Annotated in this window: 20 protein-coding genes and 1 pseudogene; 16 read left to right on the top strand and 5 right to left on the bottom strand. The window is 63.8% G+C overall.

All coding sequences use genetic code 11. The features are described from left to right. Positions 1-1136 precede the first annotated feature (1136 nt). Both pucL and QMG72_RS14755 read left to right on the top strand, forming a co-directional pair. Positions 1137-2045, top strand: coding sequence for a factor-independent urate hydroxylase (gene pucL, locus QMG72_RS14760; protein WP_226776518.1), 909 nt, complete (start codon positions 1137-1139; stop codon positions 2043-2045). A gap of 143 nt (positions 2046-2188) precedes the next feature. Beyond that, positions 2189-3697, top strand: a complete 1509-nt coding sequence (locus QMG72_RS14755) for a nucleobase:cation symporter-2 family protein (protein WP_283480910.1) — start codon at positions 2189-2191, stop codon at positions 3695-3697. A 61-nt stretch (positions 3698-3758) separates the two neighbouring features. Here the strand turns inward: QMG72_RS14755 and QMG72_RS14750 are convergent, their stop codons facing one another. Continuing rightward, positions 3759-4514, bottom strand: a complete 756-nt coding sequence (locus QMG72_RS14750) for an IclR family transcriptional regulator (RefSeq protein WP_226776516.1) — start codon at positions 4512-4514, stop codon at positions 3759-3761. Between the two features lie 209 nt (positions 4515-4723). Here QMG72_RS14750 and QMG72_RS14745 point away from each other — a divergent pair, with 209 nt between their 5' ends. The 11 genes and pseudogenes from QMG72_RS14745 to bcp all read left to right on the top strand — a co-directional run bounded on the left by QMG72_RS14745 (position 4724) and on the right by bcp (position 17400). Then, positions 4724-6133 carry an NAD-dependent malic enzyme gene (locus tag QMG72_RS14745; RefSeq protein ID WP_282361006.1) on the top strand — a complete coding sequence of 470 codons (1410 nt, stop codon included), beginning with the start codon at positions 4724-4726 and terminating at the stop codon, positions 6131-6133. Positions 6134-6160: 27 nt separating this feature from the next. Continuing rightward, positions 6161-7759, top strand: coding sequence for a malate synthase A (gene aceB / locus QMG72_RS14740; protein WP_282361007.1), 1599 nt, complete (start codon positions 6161-6163; stop codon positions 7757-7759). 3 nt (positions 7760-7762) lie between these two features. Further along, entirely contained in the window at positions 7763-9034 is a 1272-nt protein-coding gene (locus QMG72_RS14735; protein ID WP_282361008.1) for a DUF6986 family protein, read from the top strand. A 15-nt stretch (positions 9035-9049) separates the two neighbouring features. Beyond that, positions 9050-9862, top strand: a complete 813-nt coding sequence (locus QMG72_RS14730; protein WP_226776512.1) for a bifunctional allantoicase/(S)-ureidoglycine aminohydrolase — start codon at positions 9050-9052, stop codon at positions 9860-9862. 196 nt (positions 9863-10058) lie between these two features. Then, the gene (locus tag QMG72_RS14725) at positions 10059-10859 is read left to right on the top strand and encodes a hydroxypyruvate isomerase family protein (RefSeq protein ID WP_282361009.1); all 801 of its coding nucleotides are present in this window, start codon (positions 10059-10061) and stop codon (positions 10857-10859) included. A gap of 33 nt (positions 10860-10892) precedes the next feature. After that, positions 10893-11777 (top strand): annotated as a pseudogene (locus QMG72_RS14720) (2-hydroxy-3-oxopropionate reductase); the annotation flags it as partial. A gap of 55 nt (positions 11778-11832) precedes the next feature. After that, positions 11833-13611, top strand: coding sequence for a glyoxylate carboligase (gene gcl / locus QMG72_RS14715; protein ID WP_226776509.1), 1779 nt, complete (start codon positions 11833-11835; stop codon positions 13609-13611). A 60-nt stretch (positions 13612-13671) separates the two neighbouring features. Continuing rightward, positions 13672-14868 (top strand): glycerate kinase, encoded by a 1197-nt coding sequence (locus tag QMG72_RS14710; protein ID WP_226776508.1) that lies wholly within the window; start codon positions 13672-13674, stop codon positions 14866-14868. Continuing rightward, the gene (gene allB / locus QMG72_RS14705; RefSeq protein ID WP_283480907.1) at positions 14861-16204 is read left to right on the top strand and encodes an allantoinase AllB; all 1344 of its coding nucleotides are present in this window, start codon (positions 14861-14863) and stop codon (positions 16202-16204) included. The genes QMG72_RS14710 and allB overlap by 8 nt, the downstream gene beginning before the upstream one ends. A gap of 254 nt (positions 16205-16458) precedes the next feature. Continuing rightward, entirely contained in the window at positions 16459-16857 is a 399-nt protein-coding gene (locus QMG72_RS17775; protein ID WP_349359604.1) for a winged helix-turn-helix domain-containing protein, read from the top strand. A 48-nt stretch (positions 16858-16905) separates the two neighbouring features. Beyond that, on the top strand, positions 16906-17400 hold the full coding sequence (bcp, locus tag QMG72_RS14695; protein ID WP_282360771.1) for a thioredoxin-dependent thiol peroxidase: 495 nt from the start codon (positions 16906-16908) through the stop codon (positions 17398-17400). A 42-nt stretch (positions 17401-17442) separates the two neighbouring features. Here bcp and QMG72_RS14690 read toward each other — a convergent pair whose 3' ends face one another. The 3 genes from QMG72_RS14690 to QMG72_RS14680 all read right to left on the bottom strand — a co-directional run bounded on the left by QMG72_RS14690 (position 17443) and on the right by QMG72_RS14680 (position 20429). Further along, a complete protein-coding gene (locus QMG72_RS14690; protein WP_226776504.1) occupies positions 17443-18771 on the bottom strand; it encodes a GGDEF domain-containing protein in 1329 nt (442 codons plus the stop codon). A 365-nt stretch (positions 18772-19136) separates the two neighbouring features. After that, on the bottom strand, positions 19137-19682 hold the full coding sequence (locus tag QMG72_RS14685) for an ankyrin repeat domain-containing protein (protein WP_282360773.1): 546 nt from the start codon (positions 19680-19682) through the stop codon (positions 19137-19139). A 174-nt stretch (positions 19683-19856) separates the two neighbouring features. Next, on the bottom strand, positions 19857-20429 hold the full coding sequence (locus tag QMG72_RS14680) for a GlcG/HbpS family heme-binding protein (RefSeq protein WP_282360774.1): 573 nt from the start codon (positions 20427-20429) through the stop codon (positions 19857-19859). Between the two features lie 212 nt (positions 20430-20641). On the opposite strand from QMG72_RS14680, the gene QMG72_RS14675 reads away from it, so the two are divergent. Next, positions 20642-21841 (top strand): sensor histidine kinase, encoded by a 1200-nt coding sequence (locus QMG72_RS14675; protein WP_283480905.1) that lies wholly within the window; start codon positions 20642-20644, stop codon positions 21839-21841. After that, complete coding sequence (locus QMG72_RS14670) at positions 21838-22464, top strand: response regulator (protein WP_226776500.1); 627 nt, start codon at positions 21838-21840, stop codon at positions 22462-22464. Before QMG72_RS14675 ends, QMG72_RS14670 begins: the two co-directional genes overlap by 4 nt. Positions 22465-22497: 33 nt before the next feature. Here QMG72_RS14670 and QMG72_RS14665 read toward each other — a convergent pair whose 3' ends face one another. After that, positions 22498-23988 (bottom strand): chlorohydrolase family protein, encoded by a 1491-nt coding sequence (locus QMG72_RS14665; protein WP_283480904.1) that lies wholly within the window; start codon positions 23986-23988, stop codon positions 22498-22500. A gap of 285 nt (positions 23989-24273) precedes the next feature. Here QMG72_RS14665 and QMG72_RS14660 point away from each other — a divergent pair, with 285 nt between their 5' ends. Beyond that, on the top strand, positions 24274-25647 hold the full coding sequence (locus tag QMG72_RS14660) for a DUF3100 domain-containing protein (protein ID WP_282360778.1): 1374 nt from the start codon (positions 24274-24276) through the stop codon (positions 25645-25647). Positions 25648-25757: the final 110 nt, after the last annotated feature.

Raw genomic sequence — 25757 nt, 5'->3', positions numbered from 1 at the left:
TATCGCCGAGTCGACAGCGCGCCCGTTCGTGGACATTACCTCCACGGCCGGGCGCACGGGACTGCGGGACGCGCCTGCTGGTCTGTGACCCGTCGCGAAGCTGGAAACCGCGGTCCGGGACGGACTTGCACCAGCTTCCTTGAAAGCCCGGCGATGGCTTGGACGCATTGGTTTTAAACAACGTTGCCGCACACCACGGCAATAGCCAGTTCATCGGTGTCGCTTGTGCTCGGAGATGCCCGCCAGGATCCGTCGACGCGGGCAGTTAAAGAAGCGTCCGGATGGGCCGCTTATTGTGGCGGAGGATGCGCCGCGGCGGAGGATGCGCCGCGGCGGGGGCCGGGCCGTCGGCGCGGGGTACTGGCAAGAGGCATTGACCCATCTTCGACACGCCGCGAAGCCGCGGGATTGTGGCGCTTGACGTGGATCCGGTACCTGATTCCAGCCCTGGGGTTTATGTGGGGTTGCCGTGGGCCGCGGGTTTCAACCCAGGCCTGACGTGTACCATCCGGCTGATGCGCGATCGCCGTCGCGCTTTAATGAGCAGCCCAACAACCGGCGCTCCGGCGGACTTCGTAACTCGGCAGGGGAGTCCCTTCACCTGCCGGCGAGCAGCGAGTTGTGCAGCCACCGTGAGAACGGGCCCCGAACGTTCACCGTCTCTGCCCGCGGAGCGAAGTCAGGATCCGTACCGCCGCCGGCAGGAAAATAGAAATCAGGAGCTGGCGCTGCTGACCCTGCTGAAGATTCCGACTGTGCGGGCACGTGCCCCTCATCATGCGACATGATGACCTCATTTCCATATAATGAAATAACTTTTTTACTGTATGAAAAAGCATACGGACGTGGGATCTGTCGGTCAAGGGGTCCGGCGGGTGCGCGGAACCGGCGCGGTGCGGAAAAGTTTCTTGTAGATCGTGATGTACAACACGGTCAATGTCCCTTAGTGTTGAAGTACTTCGTGGCGGACGTCACGTAACCTGGGAGCAGCAGGCAGGGTTGTAATGAGCTGACATCGTAGCGATGTCGGCTCATTTTTTGTTTGGGTCGACAGCAAACCATTGGGCCGCAGTAGAAAATGCGCCCGTTTTCAGTGTGGATTATTTATTTCACATAACGGAAGTTTGGAGCAGACCATGAGCAGCAACATCATCCTTGGCGAAAATCAGTTCGGCAAGGCGGAAGTCCGCGTCGTCAAGATCACGCGGGATTCGGACCGGCACGAAATTGAGGACCTCAACGTCTCCTCACAGCTCCGCGGCGATTTTTCCGCTGCGCATCTGGCGGGGGACAACGCCCACGTTGTGCCAACCGACACCCAGAAGAACACGGTGTACGCGTTTGCCCGCGAGGGCATCGGATCGCCCGAGGCCCTGCTGCTTCGGTTGGGTGATCACTTCACCTCCAGCTTCGACTGGGTCTCCGGCGGACGCTGGGAAGCCGAGGCCTACAGTTGGGACCGCATCCAGTCCCACGGCACCTCCCACGACCACTCATTCGTGCGCAACGGACAGGAAATCCGCACCGTCGTCCTCGTCCGTGACGGTGACACCAACCACCTCATTTCCGGGCTTCGGGACCTCACCGTCCTCAAAACCACCCAGTCAGGCTTCGTCGGCTACCCCAAAGACAGGTACACGACGCTTCCGGAGACCACGGACCGGATCCTGGCTACGGATGTGGCCGCGCGCTGGCGCTTCAAGACCGGGACGGACTTCAGCAGCTTCGATTTCAACAAGAGCTATGAAGATGTCAAGGGCCTGCTTCTTGAAGGGTTCACCGAGAACTACTCGCACGCCCTGCAACAGACACTCTTCGACATGGGCAAGAAGGTCCTGGAGGCGCACGCTGAGATCGACGAGATCAAGTTCTCCATGCCGAACAAGCACCACTTCCTGGTGGACCTCTCACCCTTCGGCCTTGACAACCCCAATGAGGTCTTCTTCGCCGCAGACCGGCCGTACGGCCTGATCGAGGCCACCGTCCAGCGCGAGGAATCCACTCCGGCGGCCATTGCATGGTCGGGAATCGCCGGCTTCTGCTGAGTTGAAAAACATGGTGGTGGCGCGGGTAACTCCGTGTGCCTGCGCCACCGCACCCCCGCACTACCGACGTACCTGCAGCATCCAGTTAGCCAGACACCAGTTAGCCAGACGACGACGTCTGCCATGAACCAAGAAGGTCTGCCATGAACCTAAAAAATGCCAAGAATTCCGCCAAGGCGAGCGGCGGCCGCACGTCTTCGGCCCGCCCCGAAGACGAACGGCTCTCCATCGGAAGCAGCTTCGCCTACGGCTTCCAACACGTCCTGACGATGTACGGCGGAATCATTGCCGTGCCGCTGATTGTGGGTCAGGCAGCGGGACTGTCGCCCGAAGACGTTGGAATCCTCATCGCCGCCGCGCTCTTTATGGGCGGCCTTGCCACACTTCTGCAGACCCTCGGGTTGCCGTTCTTCGGTTCGCAGCTGCCGCTGGTGCAGGGTGTGTCGTTTGCCAGCGTCGCCACCATGGTCGCAGTCGTTACGGGCGGTGGCGGCCTGCCGGCAGTTTTCGGTGCTGTCATCGTCTCTGCCGCCATCGGCCTGCTCATTGCCCCGGTCTTCTCCAAGATCGTCCGGTTCTTCCCGCCCGTGGTCACCGGCACCGTCATCACCACCATTGGGTTGACGCTGATGCCCGTCGCCGCCAACTGGGCCATGGGCGGAAACAGGAAAGCCGACAATTACGGCAGTATGGCCAACATCGGGCTGGCCGCCGTGACGCTTGCCCTGGTCCTGATTCTCAGCAAGGTCGGCAGTGCCACCATTTCGCGGCTCTCCATCCTGCTGGCAATCGTGATTGGGACTGTGGTTGCGGTTGTCACCGGCATGGCCGACTTTTCGAAGGTGGGTAGTGGGCCGATCGTCGCCTTTCCCACGCCCTTCCACTTCGGTGCCCCGACCTTCGAAGTCGCCGCGATCATTTCGATGGTGATCGTGGTCCTGGTCATCCTGACCGAGACCATGGCCGACATTCTGGCCGTCGGGGAAATCGTCGGCACCAAAACCGATTCCAAACGGATCGCTGCCGGCCTGCGCGCCGATATGGTCTCCAGCATGGTGGCGCCGGTCTTTGGCTCCTTCACCCAGAGTGCGTTTGCCCAGAATGTGGGGCTGGTAGCCGTCACCAAGATCAAGAGCCGCTACGTTGTCGCGGCAGGCGGCGTTATCCTGGTGCTTCTCGGCCTGCTGCCGGTGATGGGCCGGGTTGTTGCTGCGGTCCCGACGGCAGTCCTTGGCGGAGCCGGGATTGTACTTTTCGGAACGGTCGCCGCGAGCGGCATCAGGACTCTGGCAAAGGTGGAGTACCGCAATAACATGAACCTGATCATCGTGGCGGCATCGATCGGCTTCGGCATGATTCCGATTGCCGCTCCCACCTTCTACGACAAGTTCCCGTCCTGGTTCGGCACCATCTTCCACTCCGGGATCAGCTCCGCCGCCGTGATGGCCATCGCACTGAACCTGCTCTTCAACCACCTGAAGGCAGGAAACTCGGAGAACCAGTCGGTCTTTGTCGCCGGAACAGGGCGGGTCATCCGCGAGGAAGACCTCAAGTGCCTGGCCGACGGTGACCGCTACGAAAACGGCAAGCTGATTGACTGCGACGGCAAGGAAGTGCCGCTGGAGTCTACCGGCGGCCCGGCCGGACACTGACCGCCAACGCCCGCGGTTGGCACTGTCTTCGCGACGACCGCGAAGACAGTGCCAACAAGGCCTACTGGTGGTTCAGCTCAGCTGAAATTGCCAGTGCGGCTTCACGCAGCAAGGGCACGGCACGTTCCGCGAAGGACTGGTCCACCCGCGATACCGGACCGGACACCGAAATGGCTGCCGGGGTGGGTGAATCAGGAACCGCCATAGCGAAGCAACGAACACCAATTTCCTGTTCTTCCTCATCGATGGAGTAACCACGTTCACGGATCAGCTTCAGCTCAAGGAGCAGGCTCTCCACGTCGCCAATGCTTTTCGGCGTGGCAACGGGCATCCCGCTGCGGTGGACAATCCCGCGGACGGTTTCGTCGTCGAGCTGGGCCAGGATTGCCTTGCCGACGCCGGTGGCATGGGTATGGGCACGGCGGCCCACCTCGGTGAACATCCTCATGGAGTGCAGGGACGGCACCTGTGCCACGTAGATAACCATGTCCGAATCCAGTACCGCCATGTTGGCTGTCTCGCCCAGCCGGTCCACGAGGGACTTCAGTTGTGGCCGGGCGACGGCGCCCAGCTGCTGGTTCGCCGCTTCGCCGAGCCGGATCAGTCGGGGCCCCAATGCGTAGCGGCGGTTGGGCAGCTGCCGGATGTAACCCAGCGTTACGAGCGTGCGCAGCAGGCGGTGAATCGTCGGCAGCGGCAATTCGGTCGAGGACGAGAGCTCGCTCAACGTGACATTTCCGCCGGCGTCGGTAATGAGTTCCAAGAGTTCGAAGACGCGTTCAACGGACTGCACGCCTCCGGGGGCTTTTTCGGCCATAACAGTGGTCTCCTGCTGGATCGGTCCGGCACGTTATATCCACATCGTGAAAATAATTGCTTGAAATCCCTAAGATACAGCACCGCGCTGAGGCCCACCACAACACCACAGGGTTGTATTTCCACTCAGTAGATAATAATATCCATAATACGAAACTTTTTTATTTAGCACAGCAGCCCAGCCCTGGGCCCGAACTGGAGGAACATTCAATGGCGAACCCGAGCCCCGGAAATTCGATCACCCTTCGCGTGGACGCGCCGTCCAGCTTCACCGCCACGAGCGAACTCGCGGCCGCTGTCGGCGCTGCCGGTGCCGCAATTACCGCGCTGGACGTCACAGAGTCCCACCACGAGACGCTCGTGGTCGATGTCACCTGCAACACCACCGACGACGAGCACGCCGGCCGCGTCAAAGACGCGCTGAACGCTCTCGCGGGCGTTACGGTCCGCAACGTCTCGGACCGTACCTTCCTGATGCACCTCGGCGGCAAGCTCGAGGTGGTGCCCAAGGTGGCCCTCCGCAACCGCGACGATCTCTCCCGTGCCTACACGCCGGGAGTGGCGCGCGTTTGCATGGCGATCGCCGAGAACCCCGACGCCGCACGGAACCTCACCGTCAAGCGCAACACAATCGCCGTCGTGACCGACGGGTCCGCCGTCTTGGGCCTGGGCAACATTGGCCCCGCAGCTGCCCTGCCCGTGATGGAAGGCAAAGCGGCGCTGTTCAAGCAGTTCGCCAATGTCGACGCCTGGCCGGTGTGCCTGGACACCCAGGACACCGAGGAAATCATCATGATCGTCAAGGCCCTAGCCCCCGTCTACGGTGGTGTGAACCTTGAAGACATCGCCGCACCGCGTTGCTTCGAGATCGAGAACCGCCTCCGCGAAGAGCTTGACATCCCTGTCTTCCACGACGATCAGCACGGCACCGCCATTGTCACCCTGGCTGCCCTGGTCAACGCGCTGCGGGTGGTGGACAAAAAGCTCGCCGACGTGCGGATCGTCGTCTCGGGGGTTGGTGCCGCCGGTTCGGCCATTATCCAGCTGCTCAAGGCCCAGGGTGCCCGGCACATCATCGCCGCCGGACGCTCCGGTGCCATCCACTCCGGCCAGGACTACGACGACGAACACCGCAGCTGGATCGCGGCGAACACCAACGAGGAAGGCTTCTCCGGGACACTGCATGAGGCGATTAAGGGCGCCGACGTCTTCATCGGCGTCAGCGCCCCCAACGTGATCGGCGAGGAGCAGGTCGCTTCCATGGCGAAGGACGCGATCGTCTTCGCCATGGCCAACCCGACCCCGGAAATCGACCCGGCCGTCGCGTCCCTTCACGCGGCAGTTGTGGCCACCGGCCGCAGCGACTTCCCGAACCAGATCAACAACGTGCTGGCCTTCCCCGGCTTCTTCCGCGGCCTCCTGGACGCCGGAGCATCGGACATCATCCCGGAGATGCTGGTGGCGGCCGCCGAGGCAATCGCCAACCGTGTGGCCGATGACGAGCTTAACGCCAGCTACATCATTCCCAGTGTCTTTGATCCGCATGTTGCCGCCGACGTAGCGTCCGCGGTCGCCCACGCAGCCCACGCAGCACGTGCAGCTGTCTTCGCAAAAGCCTGATTCACCGTCAAGGAAAGGACCCGGACCATGGCTCTCTCAGTCACTGACCCGCACCCGATTGCACGTGCCGAAGAAATTCTGACCCCGGAGGCGTTGGCCTTTGTGGAGGAACTCCACCTTCGCTTCGCCGGTACCCGTGCCGAACTCCTCGCGGCCCGCGTGGTTAGGCGCGAGCAGGTAGCCCGGACCGGCAAGCTCGACTTCCTGCCCGAGACCCGGGACGTCCGCGCGGGCGACTGGACGGTGGCCCCCGCTCCGGCCGCCCTGCAGGACCGGCGTGTGGAAATGACCGGACCCGCCACACCGGCCAAAATGGCCATCAACGCGCTGAACTCGGGCGCAAAGGTCTGGCTGGCAGATCTTGAGGATGCCAGCACACCCACCTGGGCCAACGTTATAGACGCGATCCTGAACCTGCGGGACGCCGCCGCTGGCACACTGAGCTACATCTCCCCGGAGGGAAAGGAGTACACCCTCCGGACGGATGTACCGCTCGCCGTCGTCGTCGCACGTCCGCGCGGCTGGCACATGGAGGAACGCCACCTTCTTGTTAACGGTCGGCCGGCGGTCGGCGCGCTGGTTGATTTCGGTCTGCACTTCTTCCACGTCGCCAAGCAACTCATCAGCAACGGACAGGGCCCGTACTACTATCTGCCCAAGATGGAGAGCCACCGTGAAGCGCGGCTCTGGAACGATGTGTTTGTCTTCGCCCAGGACCGGCTCGGCATCCCGCAGGGAACCGTCCGTGCCACGGTGCTGGTCGAAACGATTCCTGCTGCGTTTGAAATGGACGAGATCCTGTTCGAACTCCGCGACCACGCCTCCGGACTCAACGCCGGACGCTGGGACTACCTGTTCAGCATCATCAAGTATTTCCGCGATGCCGGCGAGGAGTTTGTACTTCCGGACCGCGCCTCGGTGGCCATGACGGCACCGTTTATGCGCGCCTACACGGAACTGCTGGTCAAGACCTGCCACCACCGCGGCGCTTTTGCGATGGGAGGCATGGCTGCGGTGATCCCCAACCGCCGACATCCTGAGGTTACGGAAGCCGCATTTGCCAAGGTCCGGGCTGACAAAACCCGGGAGGCCAACGATGGCTTCGACGGGTCCTGGGTGGCCCACCCAGATCTGGTGCCGACGTGCCGTGAAGTGTTCGATTCGGTCCTTGGCGACCGTCCCAACCAGCTGGACAAGCTGCGGCCAGAGGTCTCGGTCACTGCGGAACAACTCCTGGATATCGCTTCGGCCGACGGTCAGGTCACCGAGGCCGGCCTGCGCCTAAACCTGTACGTCGCCGTCGCCTACACCGCGGTGTGGATCTCCGGAAACGGTGCTGTGGCCATCCATAACCTTATGGAGGACGCCGCCACGGCGGAGATCTCCCGCTCGCAGGTCTGGCAGCAGATCCGCAACAAATCCGTCCTGGCAGATACCGGCAACACCGTCACGCGGGAACTGGTGGAGCGCATCCTGGGCGAGGAAACGGAGCGGCTCCGTTCCGAGTTCGGCGATGAGGCGTTCCGCCGCTACTACCAGCCCGCCAGCGGGCTGATCGCGGACATCTGCCTCTCCGAGGAATACACGGACTTCCTCACCACCCCCGCCTACGAACTGGTCGGCTGAAAGGTGGCACAGCACCTTTCGCTGACCAGCAGGGACCTGGCCGAGATCGAAGCGCAACTGGTGGCAACGGACCGCCTGCTGGAGCAGAACTACCCGGGCGACGACGGTTCCCGCCAACCGGTGCACACGGTCTACGTTCCCGCAGACCGGTTCACGCCGTCGTTGGCGGCCGAGTGGGGAGCCCAAGCGCTGGCGGCAGCAGAGGCCCACGGCGGCTTGGCCCGTATCGGCGAACTGCTCGGCCAGGATGCCGAACTCGCCAACTCGGTGGCCGCCCGGGTGGCACCCAAACTGGCAGCCGAGCCGATCGAGGACCTGAGGCTGGACTTCGAGGACGGCTACGGGGACCGGGGAGACGACGCTGAGGATGCTGCGGCTGTGGGTGCGGCTGCGGCCGTGGCGGCCGCGGTTGCTGCGGGCACGGCGCCGCCGTTCATTGGCATCCGCTTCAAGTGCTTTGAAGCTGCCACCCGAAACCGGGGACTTCGCACGCTGGATCTTTTCGTGGCATCACTTGCGGCCGCCGGCGAACTCCCGGAGGGCCTGATCCTGACACTGCCCAAGGTCACCACAGTGGCCCAAGTGCAGGCCATGGACTATGCCGTCTCCCGGCTTGAGGAGATCCACTCGCTGCCGCACGGGCGGCTCAGGTTTGAAGTGCAGGTGGAAACACCCCAACTCATCCTCGGTCCCGACGGGACCTCCCCGGTGGCGCAGCTGCCGCACATCGTCCCGGGCCGGATCAGTGCCCTGCACTACGGAACGTACGACTATTCCGCGTCCCTGCAGATCTCTGCCGAGTACCAGTCGATGGAACATCCCGTGGCCGACTTCGCCAAGGAGGTTATGCAGCTGGCTGTCGCCGGTACGGGCATCCGCCTCTCCGACGGCTCGACCAATATCATTCCCGTCGGAGATGGTGTTGAGAATGCCTGGGCGATCCATGGCCGGCTGGTCCGCCGTTCGCTGGAGCGGGGCTACTACCAGGGCTGGGACCTCCATCCAGCCCAGCTGCCCAGCCGTTTTTCAGCTAGCTACGCCTTCTATCGCCAAGGGCTTCCGGCCGCCGCTGCCCGGCTGCGAAACTACGTTGAACAGACCGAAGGCGGCGTGATGGACGAGCCGGCCACCGCCCGGGCACTGGCGGCTTTTGTGCTGCGCGGCGTCCAGTGCGGCGCCGTAGGTGCCGACGAAGTCCAGGCGCTTGCCGGCGTCGGAGTTCCACGGCTGACAGCACTGGCCCACCCCCGGCTGGCCACCACTTCCACCTCCTAAGTAAGGATTCACCTGATGGGCAAGTACTACACACCTGAAGGCGGCTTGCCGCCGCAGACCCACCTCACCACCGAGCGCGCGATCGTCACGGAAGCCTATACGGTCATCCCGAAGGGCGTCCTGACAGACATCGTCACCAGCAACCTGCCGGGCTTTTCGAACACCCGCTCATGGATCATCGCCCGCCCAATCTCCGGGTTCGCTACTACTTTTTCCCAGCTGATCGTGGAGATTGGCCCGGGCGGCGGCGCGCCCAAGGCGGAATTCGAGGCTGGCGTTGAAGGCGTCATCTTCGTCACCAGGGGCAAGGTTAATCTGACGCTTGACGGTGAACTGCACCAGCTCGAAGAAGGCGGTTACGCCTACATTGCTGCCGGCGCGCAGTGGGGCCTGGAGAACGTCTCGGATGAGATCGTCTCCTTCCACTGGATCCGCAAGGCCTACGAGCGGTTGGAAGGCTACGAGGCGAAATCCTTTGTCACCAGTGACCAGGAAGTCGAGCCGCGTGAAATGCCGGATGTTGACGGCGTCTGGAAGACCACACGTTTCGCGGACCCCGGCGATCTGGCCCACGATATGCACGTGAACATCGTGACGTTCAAGCCTGGCGGAGTGATCCCATTCCCGGAAACACACGTGATGGAGCACGGCCTGTACGTCCTGGAGGGCAAGGCCATGTACTTGCTCAACAATGACTGGGTAGAGGTCGAGGCGGGCGACTTTATGTGGCTGCGTGCCTTCTGCCCGCAGGCATGCTACGCCGGCGGCCCCGGCAATTTCCGCTACCTGCTCTACAAGGATGTCAACCGCCAGATCCGCCTGACCTAACCACCCGCGCGTGCGCCCCGGCCCTACTAGGCCGGGGCGTCGCGCTTTAACCGCCACCGGGGTGCTGCGCAGGTTGACGTCGCGGACAACGAAGCCTAAACTTTTCATAAAGCAGAATAAAGATTCCACAAAGCGGAATCTGGAAGATATCAAGACTACCGGTTGTTGCCGGTTCAGAGGGCTAAGGACGAATCCAATGACGTATACCGTGAACTGCTCCATCCTGCTGACGGAACTGCCGCTCCTCGAGCGGCCCGCGGCCGCCAAGGCAGCAGGGTTTGACGCCGTCGAATTCTGGTGGCCGTTTGAGACCTCCGTACCCTCGGACAGCGAGGTAGCCAAGTTTGAGAAGGCCATTTCCGACGCCGGTGTCCAGCTCTCGGGTCTGAACTTCAACGCAGGCAACATGCCGGAAGGCGACCGTGGCCTGGTGTCCTGGCCGGCCCGCTCGGCCGAGTTCCTGGACAACATCGACGTCGTCGCGGGCATCGGCGAGCGACTCGGGTGCACAGCGTTCAACGCCCTCTACGGCAACCGCACTGCGGGAGATTCCGCCGAACAGCAGGACGCCGTGGCCGCCGAGAACCTCGCGACGGCCGCCGCCGCCGTCGCGCGGATCGGTGGCACCGTCCTGCTGGAGCCGGTCAGCGGCGCACCGCGCTACCCGCTGCTCACGGCCGCCGACGCCCTGAAGGTGATCGCCAGGGTCAAGGACGAGTCCGGCGCGGAGAACATCAAGCTCCTTGCCGACTTCTACCACCTGGCCGTCAACGGGGACGACGTCGCCGCCGTGATTGAACAGCACGCCAAAGACTTCGGCCACATCCAAATCGCCGACAACCCCGGCCGCGGAGCCCCCGGAACCGGAAACCTCCCGCTCGGCGAATGGATCTCCCGGAGCCGCGAACTCGGCTACACGGGCTACATCGGCCTCGAATACAAAGAACCGGCCAAAGCCGCCTTCAACTGGGCCATCCGCCAGCCTGCTGCGCACTGACCGCGCACCGGCCACCCTACTTCAGCAAAGGAATACAACATGAGCAACGTCACAGTCATCGGTCTCGGCATCATGGGCCTTCCCATGGCCATCAACCTCGTCAAGGCAGGCCACAGCGTCACCGGCTTCAACCGCAGCCAGGACAAGATCGACACGCTGGTCTCCGAGGGCGGCCGGGGTGCAGCGAGCATCGCCGACGCTGTCAGGGACGCGGACGTCGTTATTACGATGGTTCCGGACTCACCTGACGTCGAAAGCGTCGTCTCCGGACCCGAGGGCCTGTTCGCGAACGCGAAGCAGGGCACCCTCTGGATTGATGCCAGCAGCATCCGCCCCGATGTGGCCAAGCGGCTGGCGGACGATGCCAAGGCCGCCGGTATCCGTGCCCTGGACGCCCCGGTGTCAGGCGGCGAGCAGGGCGCCATCACCGCCGCGCTTTCCATTATGGTCGGCGGCGACGCAGCAGACTTCGAAGCAGCACAGGACGTGCTCAACGCTGTGGGAAAGACCATCGTCCACGTAGGCCCGGCCGGCTCCGGGCAGACCGTTAAAGCGGCCAACCAGCTGATCGTCGCCGTCAACATCCAGGTACTGGGCGAAGCCGTAGCCTTCCTTGAGGCCTACGGCGTGGATACTGATGCCGCGCTGAAGGTCCTCGGTGGCGGCCTGGCCGGCTCCAAAGTGCTGGACCAGAAGGGCCAGAAGATGCTGGACCGCGACTTCGCGCCCGGCTTCCGCCTCGCGCTCCACCACAAGGACATGGGTATCGTCACTTCGGCCGCCCGCGAGGCCAACGTCTCGCTCCCGCTCGGCGCCCTCGCCGCTCAGCTCGTCGCAGCCACTGTCAACCAGGGCGACGGCGGCCTCGACCACTCGGGTCTGTTCAAGCAGACCCTCCAGCTCAGCGGCCGCAAGTAACACTGCCGCACCTGAGCCGGACCAGCACACCCTACAGACTTTCAAGGAGAACACCATGACGAAAATGCGCACCGTAGATGCAGCCGTCGCGATCCTGGCAAAGGAGGGCGCCATTGAGGCGTTCGGCCTGCCAGGTGCTGCGATCAACCCCTTTTACTCGGCGATGCGGGAGCACGGTGGCATCCGCCACACCCTCGCCAGGCACGTGGAAGGCGCCTCGCACATGGCCGACGGGTACTCCCGGGCCAAGGACGGGAACATCGGCATCTGCATCGGCACTTCCGGTCCCGCCGGCACCGACATGATCACCGGACTCTATGCCGCGTGGGCGGACTCCATCCCCATGCTCTGCATCACCGGGCAGGCCCCCGTTGCCAAGCTCCACAAGGAAGACTTCCAGGCCGTGGACATCGAATCCATCGCCAAACCCGTCACCAAAATGGCAATGACAGTTCTGGAGCCCGGCCAGATCCCCGGCGCCTTTCAGAAAGCCTTCCAGCTGATGCGCTCCGGCCGCCCCGGCCCGGTGCTGCTGGACCTCCCGTTCGATGTGCAGATGGCCGAGATCGAATTCGACATCGACACCTACGAGCCCCTTCCGGTGGAAAAGCCCAAAGCCAGCCGCAAGCAGTTGGACAAGGCCCTGGACATGCTCACCGCGGCGCAGCACCCCTTGATCGTCGCCGGCGGCGGCGTGATCAACGCTTCGGCTTCGGCACAGCTTGTCGAACTGGCCGAACTGCTCAACGTCCCGGTCATCCCCACCCTGATGGGCTGGGGCAGCATCCCGGACGACCACCGCCTGATGGCCGGCATGGTGGGCCTGCAGACCTCACACCGCTACGGAAACGAGACCATGCTGGCCTCGGACTTTGTGATCGGGATCGGCAACCGCTGGGCCAACCGCCACACCGGCGGACTGGACACCTACACGTCCGGCCGCAAGTTCGTGCACATCGACATCGAACCGACCCAGATCGGCCGCGTTTTCTCCCCGGACCTGGGCATTGCCTCCGACGCCGGTGCGGCATTGGACGGGCTCCTGGAGCTGGCCCGGGAGCGCAAAGCCGCCGGCACCTTGCCCGATTACAGCGACTGGGTCGGCGAATGCGTCCTGCGCAAGGGATCGCTGCAGCGCAAAACGCACTTTGAAAATGTCCCGATCAAGCCGCAGCGTGTCTACGAGGAAATGAACAAGTCCTTCGGCAAAGACACCACTTACGTAACCACGATTGGCCTCTCCCAGATCGCCGGTGCCCAGATGCTCCACGTGTTCGGGCCCCGCAAATGGATCAACGCTGGCCAGGCCGGCCCGCTGGGATGGACCGGACCTGCCGCACTCGGTGTGGTCCGCGGGAAGCCGGACGAGACAGTCGTTGCCTTGTCCGGCGACTACGATTTCCAGTTCATGATCGAAGAACTGGCCGTCGGCGCACAGTTCAACCTCCCGTACGTGCACGTGGTGGTGAACAACTCGTACTTGGGCCTGATCCGACAGTCCCAGCGCGGCTTCAAGATGGAGCAGAACGTGTCCCTGGCGTTCGAAAACATCAACTCTCCGGAGACCAAGGGCTATGGCGTGGACCACTTGAAGGTTGCCGAAGGCCTGGGTTGCAAAGCCATCCGGGTGGAAGACCCGAGTGACCTTTCGGCAGCCTTCGACAAGGCCAAGGCGCTGATGAGCGAGTTCAACGTTCCCGTGGTGGTAGAGGTGATCCTGGAAAAGATCACCAACATCTCCATGGGCACCGAGATCAATGCGATCAACGAGTTCGAGGAGGTCGCTGCGCAGGGCGCCGACGCCCCCACGGCCATCATCGCAATGCTTGACTAACACCAGCCGTCTCCCGCGCGCCAACCCGGCGCGTCCGAATCATTGAAAGGAACCCCCGGCATGAGAGTGGTCATAGCACCGGACAAGTTCAAGGGCTCACTGACGGCCCCGGACATCGTTGCCCATCTCACGGCAGGTCTTCGCTCAGTAAAGCGGGCCGCCGGCCAGGTCCTGGACGTGGATGGCATTCCCGTGGCCGACGGCGGCGAAGGTACCCTCGATGCTGCTGTCGGCAGCGGTTTCACCCGCCGTACCGCTATCGTCAGCGGCCCGACGGGCGAGCCGCTGGAAGCCGAATTCGCCGTCCGTGGCCGCGAAGCGATTATCGAAATGGCGACGGCATCAGGACTTGCCGTGTTGCCCGGCGGCATCAGAGATGCGTTGGGATCAACCTCTCTGGGTACCGGGCAGCTGATCCGGGCAGCCTTGGACGCAGGGTGCCGCAAGATCATCCTCGGTGTTGGCGGAAGCGCCAACACCGACGGCGGCGCCGGGGTGCTGCAGGGGCTCGGTGCCCGCTTCATCGATTCTGACGGAAACGAAATTCCAGCCGGCGGGGCTGCCCTGGCCCGGCTGAAATGGATTGATTTCTCCGGGTTCGATACGCGGCTGGAGGAAACACGGTTCGTTCTGGCAAGTGATGTGGACAATCCGCTGCTTGGCCCGGATGGTGCGGCGGCGGTGTTTGGCCCGCAAAAGGGGGCGTCCAGCGAAGACGTCAGAACGCTCGACTCCGCGCTGGGACACTTCGTGGACGTGCTCAGCCATGAGCTGGGGTTCCGGGCACAAAAGGCTGCCGAGGCACCGGGCGCCGGTGCCGCCGGCGGCGTCGGGTATGCCGCCATCGCGGTCCTGGCGGCCTCCCGCCGGCCAGGCATCGATGTCGTCCTTGAATTTACTGACCTCGCCCATCGGCTGGTCGGGGCTGACCTCGTTATCACCGGCGAGGGCAGCCTGGATGAACAAAGCCTGCTCGGCAAAACCCCCATGGGAGTGGCGCGGGCAGCGGCGCTGGCCGGCGTACCGGTCATCGCCGTCTGCGGGCGCACTACATTGACGGCCGGTCAGTTGCGCGCCGCGGGATTCCAGTCCACGTTTGCCCTGACCTCGATTGAAGAGAACGTGGAAAAGTGCATCGCCGAAGCCGGGCGGCTGCTCGAAACGGTCGGCACCACCATCGGCGGCCAACTCGGTCCTGATTCACCCTGGTTCCGGCCCATGGAATCAACGCCCTCGAAGGAGTACCTCAATGCTTGAAGAACGCTATGACTTGGTTGTTCGTGGTCGGCGTGTGTTGACGACGGCGGGGATCGCGGCGCGGGAGGTCGGGATCCGGGGCGGGCGGATCGTGGCGATCGAGCCGTTGGGTAATGCCCTGGCCGGGGCGCAGGTCATAGACCTCGCCGATGACGAGACGATGATCCCGGGCCTGGTCGATACCCATGTCCACGTCAACGAACCGGGCCGCACGGAGTGGGAAGGGTTCGCGTCCGCGACCCGGGCCGCCGCGGCCGGGGGCGTCACGACGATCATCGACATGCCGCTGAACTCCATTCCGCCGACCACCACCGTCGAAGGGTTGAAACTCAAACGTGAAGTCGCCGCGGACCAGGCGTTTGTCGACGTCGGGTTCTGGGGCGGGGCGGTCCCGGGGAACCTGAAAGACCTCCGGGGCCTCCACGACGAGGGCGTCTTCGGGTTCAAGTGTTTCCTGCTCCACTCCGGGGTCGATGAATTCCCGCACCTGGAGGCCGATGAAATGGAAACAGACATGGCCGAGCTGAAATCCTTCGACTCACTCATGATCGTCCACGCCGAAGACTCCCACGCGATCGACCGCGCACCGCACCCGGGCGGGGACCACTACGCGAACTTCCTCTCCTCCCGCCCGCGCGGGGCCGAGAACAAAGCCATCGCCGAAGTCATCGAACGCGCCCGCTGGACCGGAGCCAGGGCCCACATCCTGCACCTGTCCTCCTCCGACGCGCTGCCGATGATCGCCTCGGCCAAACGCGACGGCGTGCACCTGACCGTGGAGACCTGCCCGCACTATTTGACACTGATGGCCGAGGAAATCCCCGACGGCGCCACCGCATACAAATGCTGCCCGCCGATCCGGGAAGCCGCGAACCGGGAACTGCTCTGGAAAGGCCTCCAGGAAGGCACCATCGACTGCATCGTCTCAGACCACTCACCCTCGACCCTGGACCTGAAAGACCTCGAAAACGGCGACTTCGCCGTCGCCTGGGGCGGGGTCTCCTCCCTGCAGCTCGGACTGTCCTTGATCTGGACCGAAGCCCGCCACCGCGGCATCGCCCTGGAACAAGTGATCTCCTGGATGGCCGCCAAACCCGCCGAACTCGCCCGCCTCACCACCAAAGGCCACATCGCCCTCGGCTACGACGCGGACTTCGCGATCTTCGCCCCCAACGAGGCCTACGTCGTGGACGTCACCAAACTCCAGCACAAAAACCCCATCACCCCCTACGACGGCAAAGCACTCTCCGGCGTCGTCCGCAAAACCTACCTCCGCGGCCACCCCATCAACAACCACACCCCCCACGGCACCCTCCTGCGCCGCGGCGGCATCTAAACCCCACCGCCATGTCTGTCCACGCCCATACAAGCGGTCCTGCGGCACCTGCGGACCGGGGGACCAGCGGGTTGCTGCACGGTCCTGGCCGGAAGAACATGCCCAGGGGTTTGGCAATCTGGGTTGAATCGTCCCGCGCAGATGAGGCGACCATGGTTCACGCGGCCGAAGTGCTCCTGGCCCGCGTGCTAAGAATTGTTCCGGAGGCGGAAGTACATCATTGGCCCGCCTCCGGAACAGCGCAACCTGAAGCCGTGCCCCCCGAAGGGATCGACGACGTGGGCCCGGGAGAGGACGACACAGGGCCCCCGCTCCGGGCCGGTACGCGCCCCCGCACGGTGGCAGTTGACCTCGCCAACGGAACAGTCCACGTCGATCAGTGGCCTGTTCAGCTGACTGGGGTCGAGTTCAGGCTCTTGCGCTACCTCGTGGAAAACTGCTCGAGGCCGATAGCGCGCAGTGAACTCCGGGAGTTTCTGGAGTCGCTGGATTTCCCGGGGTGCGCCTCGCGATCCATTGACGTCTATGTGGCCCGAGTGCGCCGAAAGCTTGGCGGGGCCCGGTCTACGATTGCCACGGTTCGCGGCGGTGGCTACCAGTTTGTCCCCGGTCCTTACGCCAAAGTGCGTGGACCTGCCGAATACTCCATCTGAATTGTTTCAACCGGGAAATCCGATTCCCACGACCTGTCAAGGAAGACAATGAACCTGTTCCCGACATCCCAGCGAGTCCCCACGAAGCTTCGGCCCGGAACGCCGGCACCGGATTTCAGCTTGACCGACGCTGGCGGCAAGCGTGTCTCGTTGACGGACTACCGCGGCAAGAGTGCCATCGTGTACTTCTACCCGAAGGCAGCGACCCCTGGCTGCACGACCGAGGCGTGCGATTTCCGCGATAGCCTCGCCTCCCTCACGAGGTCCGGATATGCAGTCCTCGGTATCTCGCCGGATTCGCAGGCCGCCTTGGCCGCCTTCGCCGGCGACCAGGGGCTTACCTTCCCGCTGCTTGCCGACGAGGACCATGCTGTGGCCCTGGCCTACGGTGCGTGGGGCGAGAAGCTGGTCAACGGCGAGGTTACGGAGGGCCTGGTCCGCTCCACGGTGGTGGTGGACCCCGAGGGCATCGTCGAACTCGCGCAGTACCAGGTCACCGCCAAGGGCCACGTCGCGCAGCTGAAGGCGGCACTGGGCCTGTAGCCACCGGCCGGCTATCGCTTCGGTATGGCCTCTCCTGCGCCATCAGGCAATCACGCATCGGTCCCGGCCTGACTGCTTGGAGGAGTAGAGGGCGACGTCGGCGTGACAGATCATTTCCTCCGGGGTTGTGGTGTTCCCTGCGTGGCCCGCGAAACCGCCAACGCTGACGGTCAGACGGATGGGGTGACCGTCCTCGAGGAGGCCTGCTTCGGCGACAGCCAGTCGGATCCTCTCGCCCGTTATGGCGAGATCGTCCCGCGTCGCCCCCGGCAAAACAACAATGAATTCTTCGCCGCCAAAACGAAGCAGCACATCGCTCCCGCGCAGGACCTTTCGCGCCGCTTGCACCACGCTGCGCAGCACTCGGTCGCCGACCAGATGCCCGAAGGTATCGTTGACCACCTTGAAATGGTCAATGTCGAACATGAGCACCCCGAGTGACTGGTGGGATCGCCTGGACCGATCGAATTCCTCCTCCAGCCGAACCAGACCTGAGCGTCGATTGAACACGCCTGTCAGTGGATCCAAAGCTGCGATCCGTTGCAGGTCCTCGTGCGTGAGGGCGTTGTTCACGGCCACTGCCAGACCCGGAAGCGAGGCGCCCAACACGGCCCTGGCCGCCGGGGCAGGGTGCTCCGCGAACGCCATCACCAGGACCCCGACTGTGGCCGCGTCGAACAGGACGGGCAGGATGTGTACCTCCTGCGGAGTAAATTCCGTCAGTGCCCCGGCCCTGACGAGGTCTTCGGGCAGCATAAGCACGGCGGGCCGTGCCGTGCCCAAGACACCGAGTACCAACTCTGTACCCGTCAGGTCGATACCGGCTCGCATCCGCAATGATCCGGCCACGTGGAGCGTGCCGTTGCTAACTGTGAGCAGCGCCGCAGCAGCACACGCGGTGTGCACCGACAGCTCATGCAACGCCGCCTCCGCGAGGGCGCCGATTTCCAGGTGGGCAGCGAGGGCTTGCGACACCTTCTTGATCCCATCGGAAACCTGGTGGCTGTCCGACAGGCTGGCGACCAGGCCGTTAAACGACTGGGCCACGTCGCCGAATTCATCGGCTGAGTCCACTGGAATTGCGCAGCCCGCCAGATCGCATCCTGTCCAGTCACCGCTCGCGGCCGCATCGACCAACAGAGCCTCGACAGGAGCCATCCCGGCAACCAGAGAACGCAGCCGACCCCCCACGACCACACGCACTAGGAGATGGTTGATCTCCGCGACAGCGATCCCCGCGGCCACGGTCAGGGCAAAGAAGCCTGGCTGCACGGCCGCCTCGGGTGAGAGTCCGAGCACGATCAGAAGAAATGGGAAGACCAGGCCGATAAGGAGCCCGAAACCCAGCATCCAGATTCTGAGGTCCAGCATGACATTGCCGGAGAGCCGGGGCAGCCACCCGTAATGAGAACCGGCCGGTCTCTTCCGCAGCGGCGCTAGCACTAGAGTGCCCACGGTCTGAGTGGGTTCGCCGTCGTGCGAGAGCACCCGGCACCTTTCATGATCGACCTCATAGCCCCCCCGGCTTTCGGTTGCGACCCGGGCAATCGTGGAGTGTTCCTCGTCAGCGTGCGGGCGGTTCACTGATTATGCTGGAGTGGGTTCAGGGAACAAAATCGCTGCCCCTTCACGGTCGGCGGGTGCGGTGTCCGTGGGCTAAACCTCGGACATCTGTCGAGCACACCCTTTGAGGCGTCGATTCACAATTTGCTCCGGGTGGTGGTGACGGCATCCTCTCAGAGGTCGTTTGGGCCGGCCGCCGTTATGATACTGACGATCTCAGCAAACCCCAGCCGGTGCGCGTTCTCCAAAGCCGTTCGCCCCTGAGGATCCGGGATGTTGGGGTCCGCTCCTGCGGCGAGGAGGTGCCTGACTACGTCCTGCTGCCTGGGGCCGCCGTCGTTGAGCAGGATGGCCTCCTGCAGGGCGGTCCAGCCCAGGTTGTTTACGTGGTTGACGGGAACCCCTGCTGCTGTGAGGATGCGGACGGTCTCCACATGTCCGTGTTCGCTGGCGGGAATCAGAGCTGTCCCGCCGAACCGGTTGGTGCTGGAAACGTCAGCACCGTTGGCGATCGTCAGCCGCAAGACCCCGTTGAATCCTTCTGCCCCGGAGTAGAGGAACGCCGAATCCTGACGGGAGTCTTTGGCATTGACGTTGCCCCCGGCCCGGATCAGCTCTGTCACGTGGGCGACGTCGTTGGCCTTGGCAGCCAGGATAAGACGCTGGTCCAGTGATGCCTGCGCCTCGCGGGAACGGGCCGGCGGAGCGGAGACAGCCATCGTCGGGGCCACAGGCGGCGGTGCCGCCAGTGGCGGCGGTCGTTGTCCGGGGCTCACCCCGCCCGTCGGTGACGAGGGACGGAGTGGCTCCCCGGTTCCCGGGCCGCAGGCCGCCAGCCCCAGCATCGCTGCACAGATCAGGACAAGATTCCGGTTCCAGAACATCGTGATTTCCTACTTGGCTGTGCCCGGTGCCACACCCGCGATGGCGTCCGCCCCGGCCGCGGCACAGGCCTCGTCGAGATTACCGTCGGGAGCACCGCCCACACCGATGCCCGCCACAGAGACCCCGTCGACCTTGAGCGGAACCCCGCCGGCCAAGAAGAGGGTGCCCGGGAGATCAGCGATGCTGGGCCCGTTCCCGTTGACCCGCTTGGACAGCTCGCTGGTGGGCGTACCGAAAGCCGCTGCGGTATAGGCTTTTTGCCTCGCCGCTTCAATCGTGTGCTCTGCGGCGTTGTCGCCGCGGAGAAGGGCCTGCACGGTTCCGAAGCGGTCGACGAGTGCCACCGTCACGAACGGCAGCTTGTCAGCTTGGCATTTTGCGAGGGCAGCTTGTACGGCAGCAGCCGAAGCACCCACGCTGATGCGGTTCTGGGCAATGACTTTTCCAGGGGACGGCTGGATGTCGGTGGTGGCTACCGCAGCCGGAACCGGGTTGGGCCCGGCATTGGCGGCAGCCGTTAGCCCTGCGGTGATGAGCAATGCAGCAGCAGCGGCGGCGGTGATCTTCTTGGACGTCTTCACGGGTTCTCCTCGGAGTACTGTAGGGGGCGGGCCCAAGCCAACGGCCCGGGCCCAAATCCATTCTTCGTCCTCGCACCGGTTGGGACATCGGGCGTTGGTCTGCCGATTTCTCCCCCATCGGGCCAGGAGTATCAGCCAAAAGGGTGAGGGAGGCCTAACGGCGCGGGACTTAATATGGTGGGGTAGCACTTCATCCACCGGAACCGGACCCTATGCCTTCCTCATCAGCCACTTTGCGGGAACACTCCCAGCACCAACGGGCCACCGCCACGGGCAGCGGTCCGCTGGGCCGAATCGACGCCGTCGTCCATATCGGTTTTGCCGTGCTGGTGGTCGCGTCGGCGGTCCGGTACGCGATGCGGCACAGCCCCGCGGACAACGTGGGGGTCCTGGCACTCGCCACAGCGGTCTGTTCGCTGTACGCCGTGATCGCTGTGCTCTCGCAGCGGAGGCGGCCCTGGGCGGTGTGGATGTTTTTCCTGGCGGGGCTGTGGGCCGTGCTGGTGATCGCAGCGCCGAGCTTTGCCTGGTGCTCCTTCGCCCTGTTCTTCCTTTGCCGCACTGCCTTCACCGGCTGGGTCGCCAACCTCGCTGGCGGCGCGACGGCAGCAGTTACCGCCGTCGGGCTCTTCCGGCTGGGCGGCGGAAACGACGTCGCCACGCTTTTGGGCCCGCTGGCCGTCGGGTTCATGCTGACACTGATCTATAACCGGATTGAACACGACACTGCGGAGCAACGCCGCCTGAATGAAGCGCTGACGCAGGCACAGGATCAGCTGGCGGCCACCGAGCGGCGGGCGGGCAGCATCGAAGAACGTGCGCGGGTTTCCCGGGAAATCCACGACACAGTGACGCAGGGCCTGGCGAGCAGTCTCCTTCTCCTGGAAGCCGCCAGCCGGTCCTGGCCCAGCCCGGCCGCGCGTGAGGACGTCCGTTCGGCCAGCGGTCTGCTGCGCCAGAACCTGGCCGAAACCCGCAGCCTGGTCCACGAATTAGCTTCCCCCGGGCTGGATACGGCGCCCCTGACGGATGCCGTGTCCAGGGCAGCGTCGCAGTACCTGCCGGGTGTTCGCCTCCTTGTCACCGGTGTGCCCCGTACCGTCACCGCCGCCACCCGGCACGCCCTGCTGCGGGTGGTCCAGAGCGCGACGGCCAACACGGCGCTGCATGCGGCTGCGGCCAACGCAACAGTCACGCTCGGCTTTCTACCGGGCGCTGTCACGCTGGATGTATACGACGACGGCGCGGGCTTCGATCCGTCGTCGCTGGCGCCGCCCTCGGACACAGGAGGCTATGGGCTGCGCGCCATGCGGCAGCGGGTGGAACAACTCGGCGGCGTGTTCTCGGTGGAAAGCAGCCCCGGCGGCGGGACGGTTGTGGCCGCGGAACTGCCTACCGGGGAGAAACAGTGAACATCATTTCCGTGCTGCTGGTAGATGACCATCTGGTGGTCCGCAGCGGGCTCAAGGCGCTGTTGGGGACGCAGCCCGGCATTGAGGTGGTGGCCGAGGCAGCCTCCGGCGAGGAGGCACTGGTGCTGGTGGAGCGGCACGGTCCGGCCGTGGTGATGATGGATCTCGCCATGGGTGCCGGCATGGACGGCATCGAGGCCATCAAGGCATTGCGGCGCCGCAACAGTCGGCAGGCGATCCTCGTGTTCACCACCTACGACTCTGATGCCGACATCGTCCGCGCCGTGGATGCCGGGGCGATGGGCTACCTGCTTAAGGACGCTTCACCCGAGGAGATATTTGCAGCTGTCCGCGGCGCAGTCCAGGGCAAGAGCGTGATGAGCGCGCCGGTGGCTTCGCGGCTCTTCCAGCAGCTGCGCAACCCGGACGCAATCCTGACCCCGCGCGAGGCCGAACTGCTGAGCCTCCTGACCGAAGGACTCAGCAACCGGGAACTCGGCCAGCGGCTGTTCATCTCCGAGGCCACAGTCAAAACGCATTTGGCACATATCTACGCCAAACTCGGCGTCGAAACCCGGGCAGCGGCTATCGCCACCGCCATCCGCCGGGAGGGCATGCGCTAGGCCGTGCCGAAGCCGCGGCTGAAACGTCCCGCGTTATGGTTTTGATGCGCTTGGAGCCGGTGCACTGGCATAGGGAAAAGTCGGAGGGAACAGTTGGTCCGGAGACCGGCGTTCGCTGTCACGCTCTGAGTATGCTTCGCGCATCTTTGCGAACAGCCGTTGGGCCTCCACTTTCAGGCCCGGAATATCAATGCCCGGGATGTCGCCGTCCCGCATTACGATGCGCCCTGCGACGACGGAATGAGTGGCCTGCCGTGCTGTTCCGTTCAGCAACAGGGTTCGAATCGGGTCGTCCAGGACTCCGTCCCGGAAGTCGTCAAGAGCGAACGCAACGAGGTCCGCTTGCGCTCCTTCTTCCAGCCTCCCCAGGTCAGGGCGGTCCAGGGCGCGGGCTCCGCCGAGGGTTGCTGCTTCAAAGTAGTGTTCCGCGGGTGCTGCGTCCGGCCTTCGCTCTAGGAGTTTGGCCAGGTGTACACCGGTGTCCATGCCGCGGATGAGATCCGGCGGGAAGGAGTCCGTTCCAAGACACAGGTTGATGCCTGCTGCCCGGAAGGCAGCGAACGAGTCGAGTGCCATGCCGTATCTGAAGGATGTGAGTGGACAGTGGACGATGGAGATATTTGCATCCGCAAGAGTTTGAAGATCACCGGCATCCATACCACCCAGGGCCGGATTCCGGTCCACGAAGATTCCGTGCGGGATGAGTAGGCGCACATCCAGCAGCCCTGTTTTCTGCAAGAGCTGGAGGGGAGTAAGTCCGTGCCAACGCTGCAGCAGTTCCCGTTCCAGAGCCCCTTGAAGGCAGTGCAACCGAACGAGGGCATGCCTTTCTCGGGCGATTTCGGCCGTTGCGCGCAGGAGTTCAGCGGTCAGCGTTTCAATTCTGCACGGTAGGAGAACCCCGGTAATCAGCGGATCGGCCAGATCCTCTGCGTAGTCCAGGAAGCGAACGGCATCGGCGAGCCCGGCCCGCCCCTGGCTCTCGTCGAATGCGACGTCGCGCTGTCCATCGGCCCTGACAATATTTACCCCGGAGCGGAACGCCGGGCCCAAATATCCCCGGAGGCCGAGCTCGCGGGAGGTCTCGGCCATGCCGGCAAGCTCTGCAAAGCTTTCCGCCCAGGCGGAATGGATCTCCGATGCGATGGGCATGTAGGTAGTGATGCCGTGCAGTGCCAACTGCACCAGGGCGTATTTTCGGATGGTCTGGCGCTCCTCTGCGGTGAAAACGTCCGCGCGGCGGCTTCGGAAGTAGTCTTCGGACCATTGCAGACCGGTGGCCCGGTCCGGCGATGCCCACGAGTCGATGAGCAGGTGATCGATGTCTGTCAGGGCGTCCAGATCGATGAGACCCGGCGTGATGAGGGAACGGCCAAGATCATAGTGCTCGTCCGCGGGACCCTCGTAGCCGTGCCCGACATACACAATGCGCGTGTCCTCGTAGACAACGTCACCGTCGCGGATAAGCACGTGGTGACCGTCCTTATGCCCGAGCACAAATGCTGCGCTGAACTTGGTGCGCAAACCAACCTCCAATGTCGATGATGGAGCGGGCACCGCAGGGTGAACCGCACAGATCAAACCATATCGATTTTGGTATACCAATAACAAGGGTTTGGTGAGGTCAGATGGGGCCCGGTCAACCGAACCAGCTAATCGCCGGGCTTCAAACGTGATTTACATCTCGTCCGAACCGGCTTACTATATTTTTGGTATACAAAATAGTTGCGACATAAAACACACATGTACCCCCGACCCAGCAGCCGCCCAGTACGGGTGGAGGGTCTTTCCCAAAGGACAGTTACTCCCATGGCCTCAGAAGCCCAACAAATCAGTCAGACCTCTGCATCCGTCGCGGACCAGAAGATCACGCGCCGGCACTGGTGGACGGTGGTGACCGTGTCCATGCTCGTCTCGACGGCGGCCGTCCTGATTGGCACGTACAAGTTTCAGCTGGGCCCGGCGCCGGTGGTGCTCTTCCCCATCATTTGGGCCGTTGTCATCGGCGGCATCATCGGAACCCAGCGAATCCGGCGCGTCTCGGGTGCCAGCCGCGCCGTTGCGACGCTTCTGTTGGAGATCGGAATCATCCTTTTCCTCGCTCGGCTGGGCACGCAGATCGGGCCGTCGCTGGCGAAGGTCACTGAGATCGGTCCGGCCATCCTTCTTCAGGAGGTCGGGCACATCTTCGGCACGGTCATCCTCGCCTTGCCGATAGCTGTGGCCATGGGGCTGGGTCGGGTAGCGATCGGGGCCACCTGGTCAATTGACCGCGAGTCGTTTCTTGCCTTCGCCATCCAGCGTTTCGGGGTTCGCTCCGGGGAGTACCGTGGCGTTTTCTCCGTGTGGTTGCTCGGCAGCCTCTTTGGCGCAGTCTTTATCTCCCTGCTCGCCGGATTCCTGGGCGGACTGAATATCTTCGATCCGCGTGCACTGGCCCTCGGGCTTGGGCTCGGCTCGGCGTCGATGATGCTCGGGGGAGTGGGGGCGCTTTCGCTGCTCTACCCGGAACAGGCCGGTGAAATCATGGCGCTGGCCGCATTGTCCAACCTCGTTACGAACATCGTCGGCTTCTATGCGGGGGTCTTCCTGTCCCTGCCGCTGTGCCGGAGGCTGTATGCGTTCTGGAGCCGCCTTTTTGGAAAGGACGACGAAGGCAGGTCCACGCGGGGGACCCGAGGCAAGACGGCACAGAGCGCAGCGGCGCAGCTTGCCCCTCCAGTGGCAGTGGAGGTAGATCCGGCACTGAAGCTGACTCCACGGATTACGATTCTCGCCTTCGCCATCGCCGGGGCCTCCGCCCTCGCTATGAACGTCATCGGAACGAAGAGCTTCGCCTGGAACGATCTGGCGGGTGTGGTCGTCCTGTTGCTGCTGACGGGGCTGTCCTTCCGTCTGGCCCGTCTGATGCCCTCGGTGCCGTCCAGTGTGTGGGTGCTGACTCTCACAACGGTACTGTCGGCGCCGTTCCTGCCCACTGCCGGTCTGCTTGCGGCGCTGACCGGACATCTGGACGTCATTCTCATCGGGCTACCTGCGCTGACTTTGATCGGGCTTACGGTCGGGCGGGACATCAAGGCGCTGAAGTCCTTGAGCTGGAAGATCATCGTTGTCGCGCTGGTGACCTACAGTGCATCCTTCATTGCGGCGGCCGCCCTGGGGCAGATTGCCCTCGGCCGGTAACCGGCGCCCTGAGCTCACTTTAGAAATCTGGTATTCCAAAGAATCCTCCTTTACGAACGCCGCACGCATGCGTTCTGCGCGTGAACCTACGGTCCCTAGATCAGGCTAGG

Source organism: Pseudarthrobacter sp. PH31-O2, assembly GCF_030063265.1.
Lineage (GTDB): Bacteria > Actinomycetota > Actinomycetes > Actinomycetales > Micrococcaceae > Arthrobacter.
Note: the sequence above shows the minus strand (reverse complement) of the source record. Positions and strands in the feature narration are given on the sequence as shown.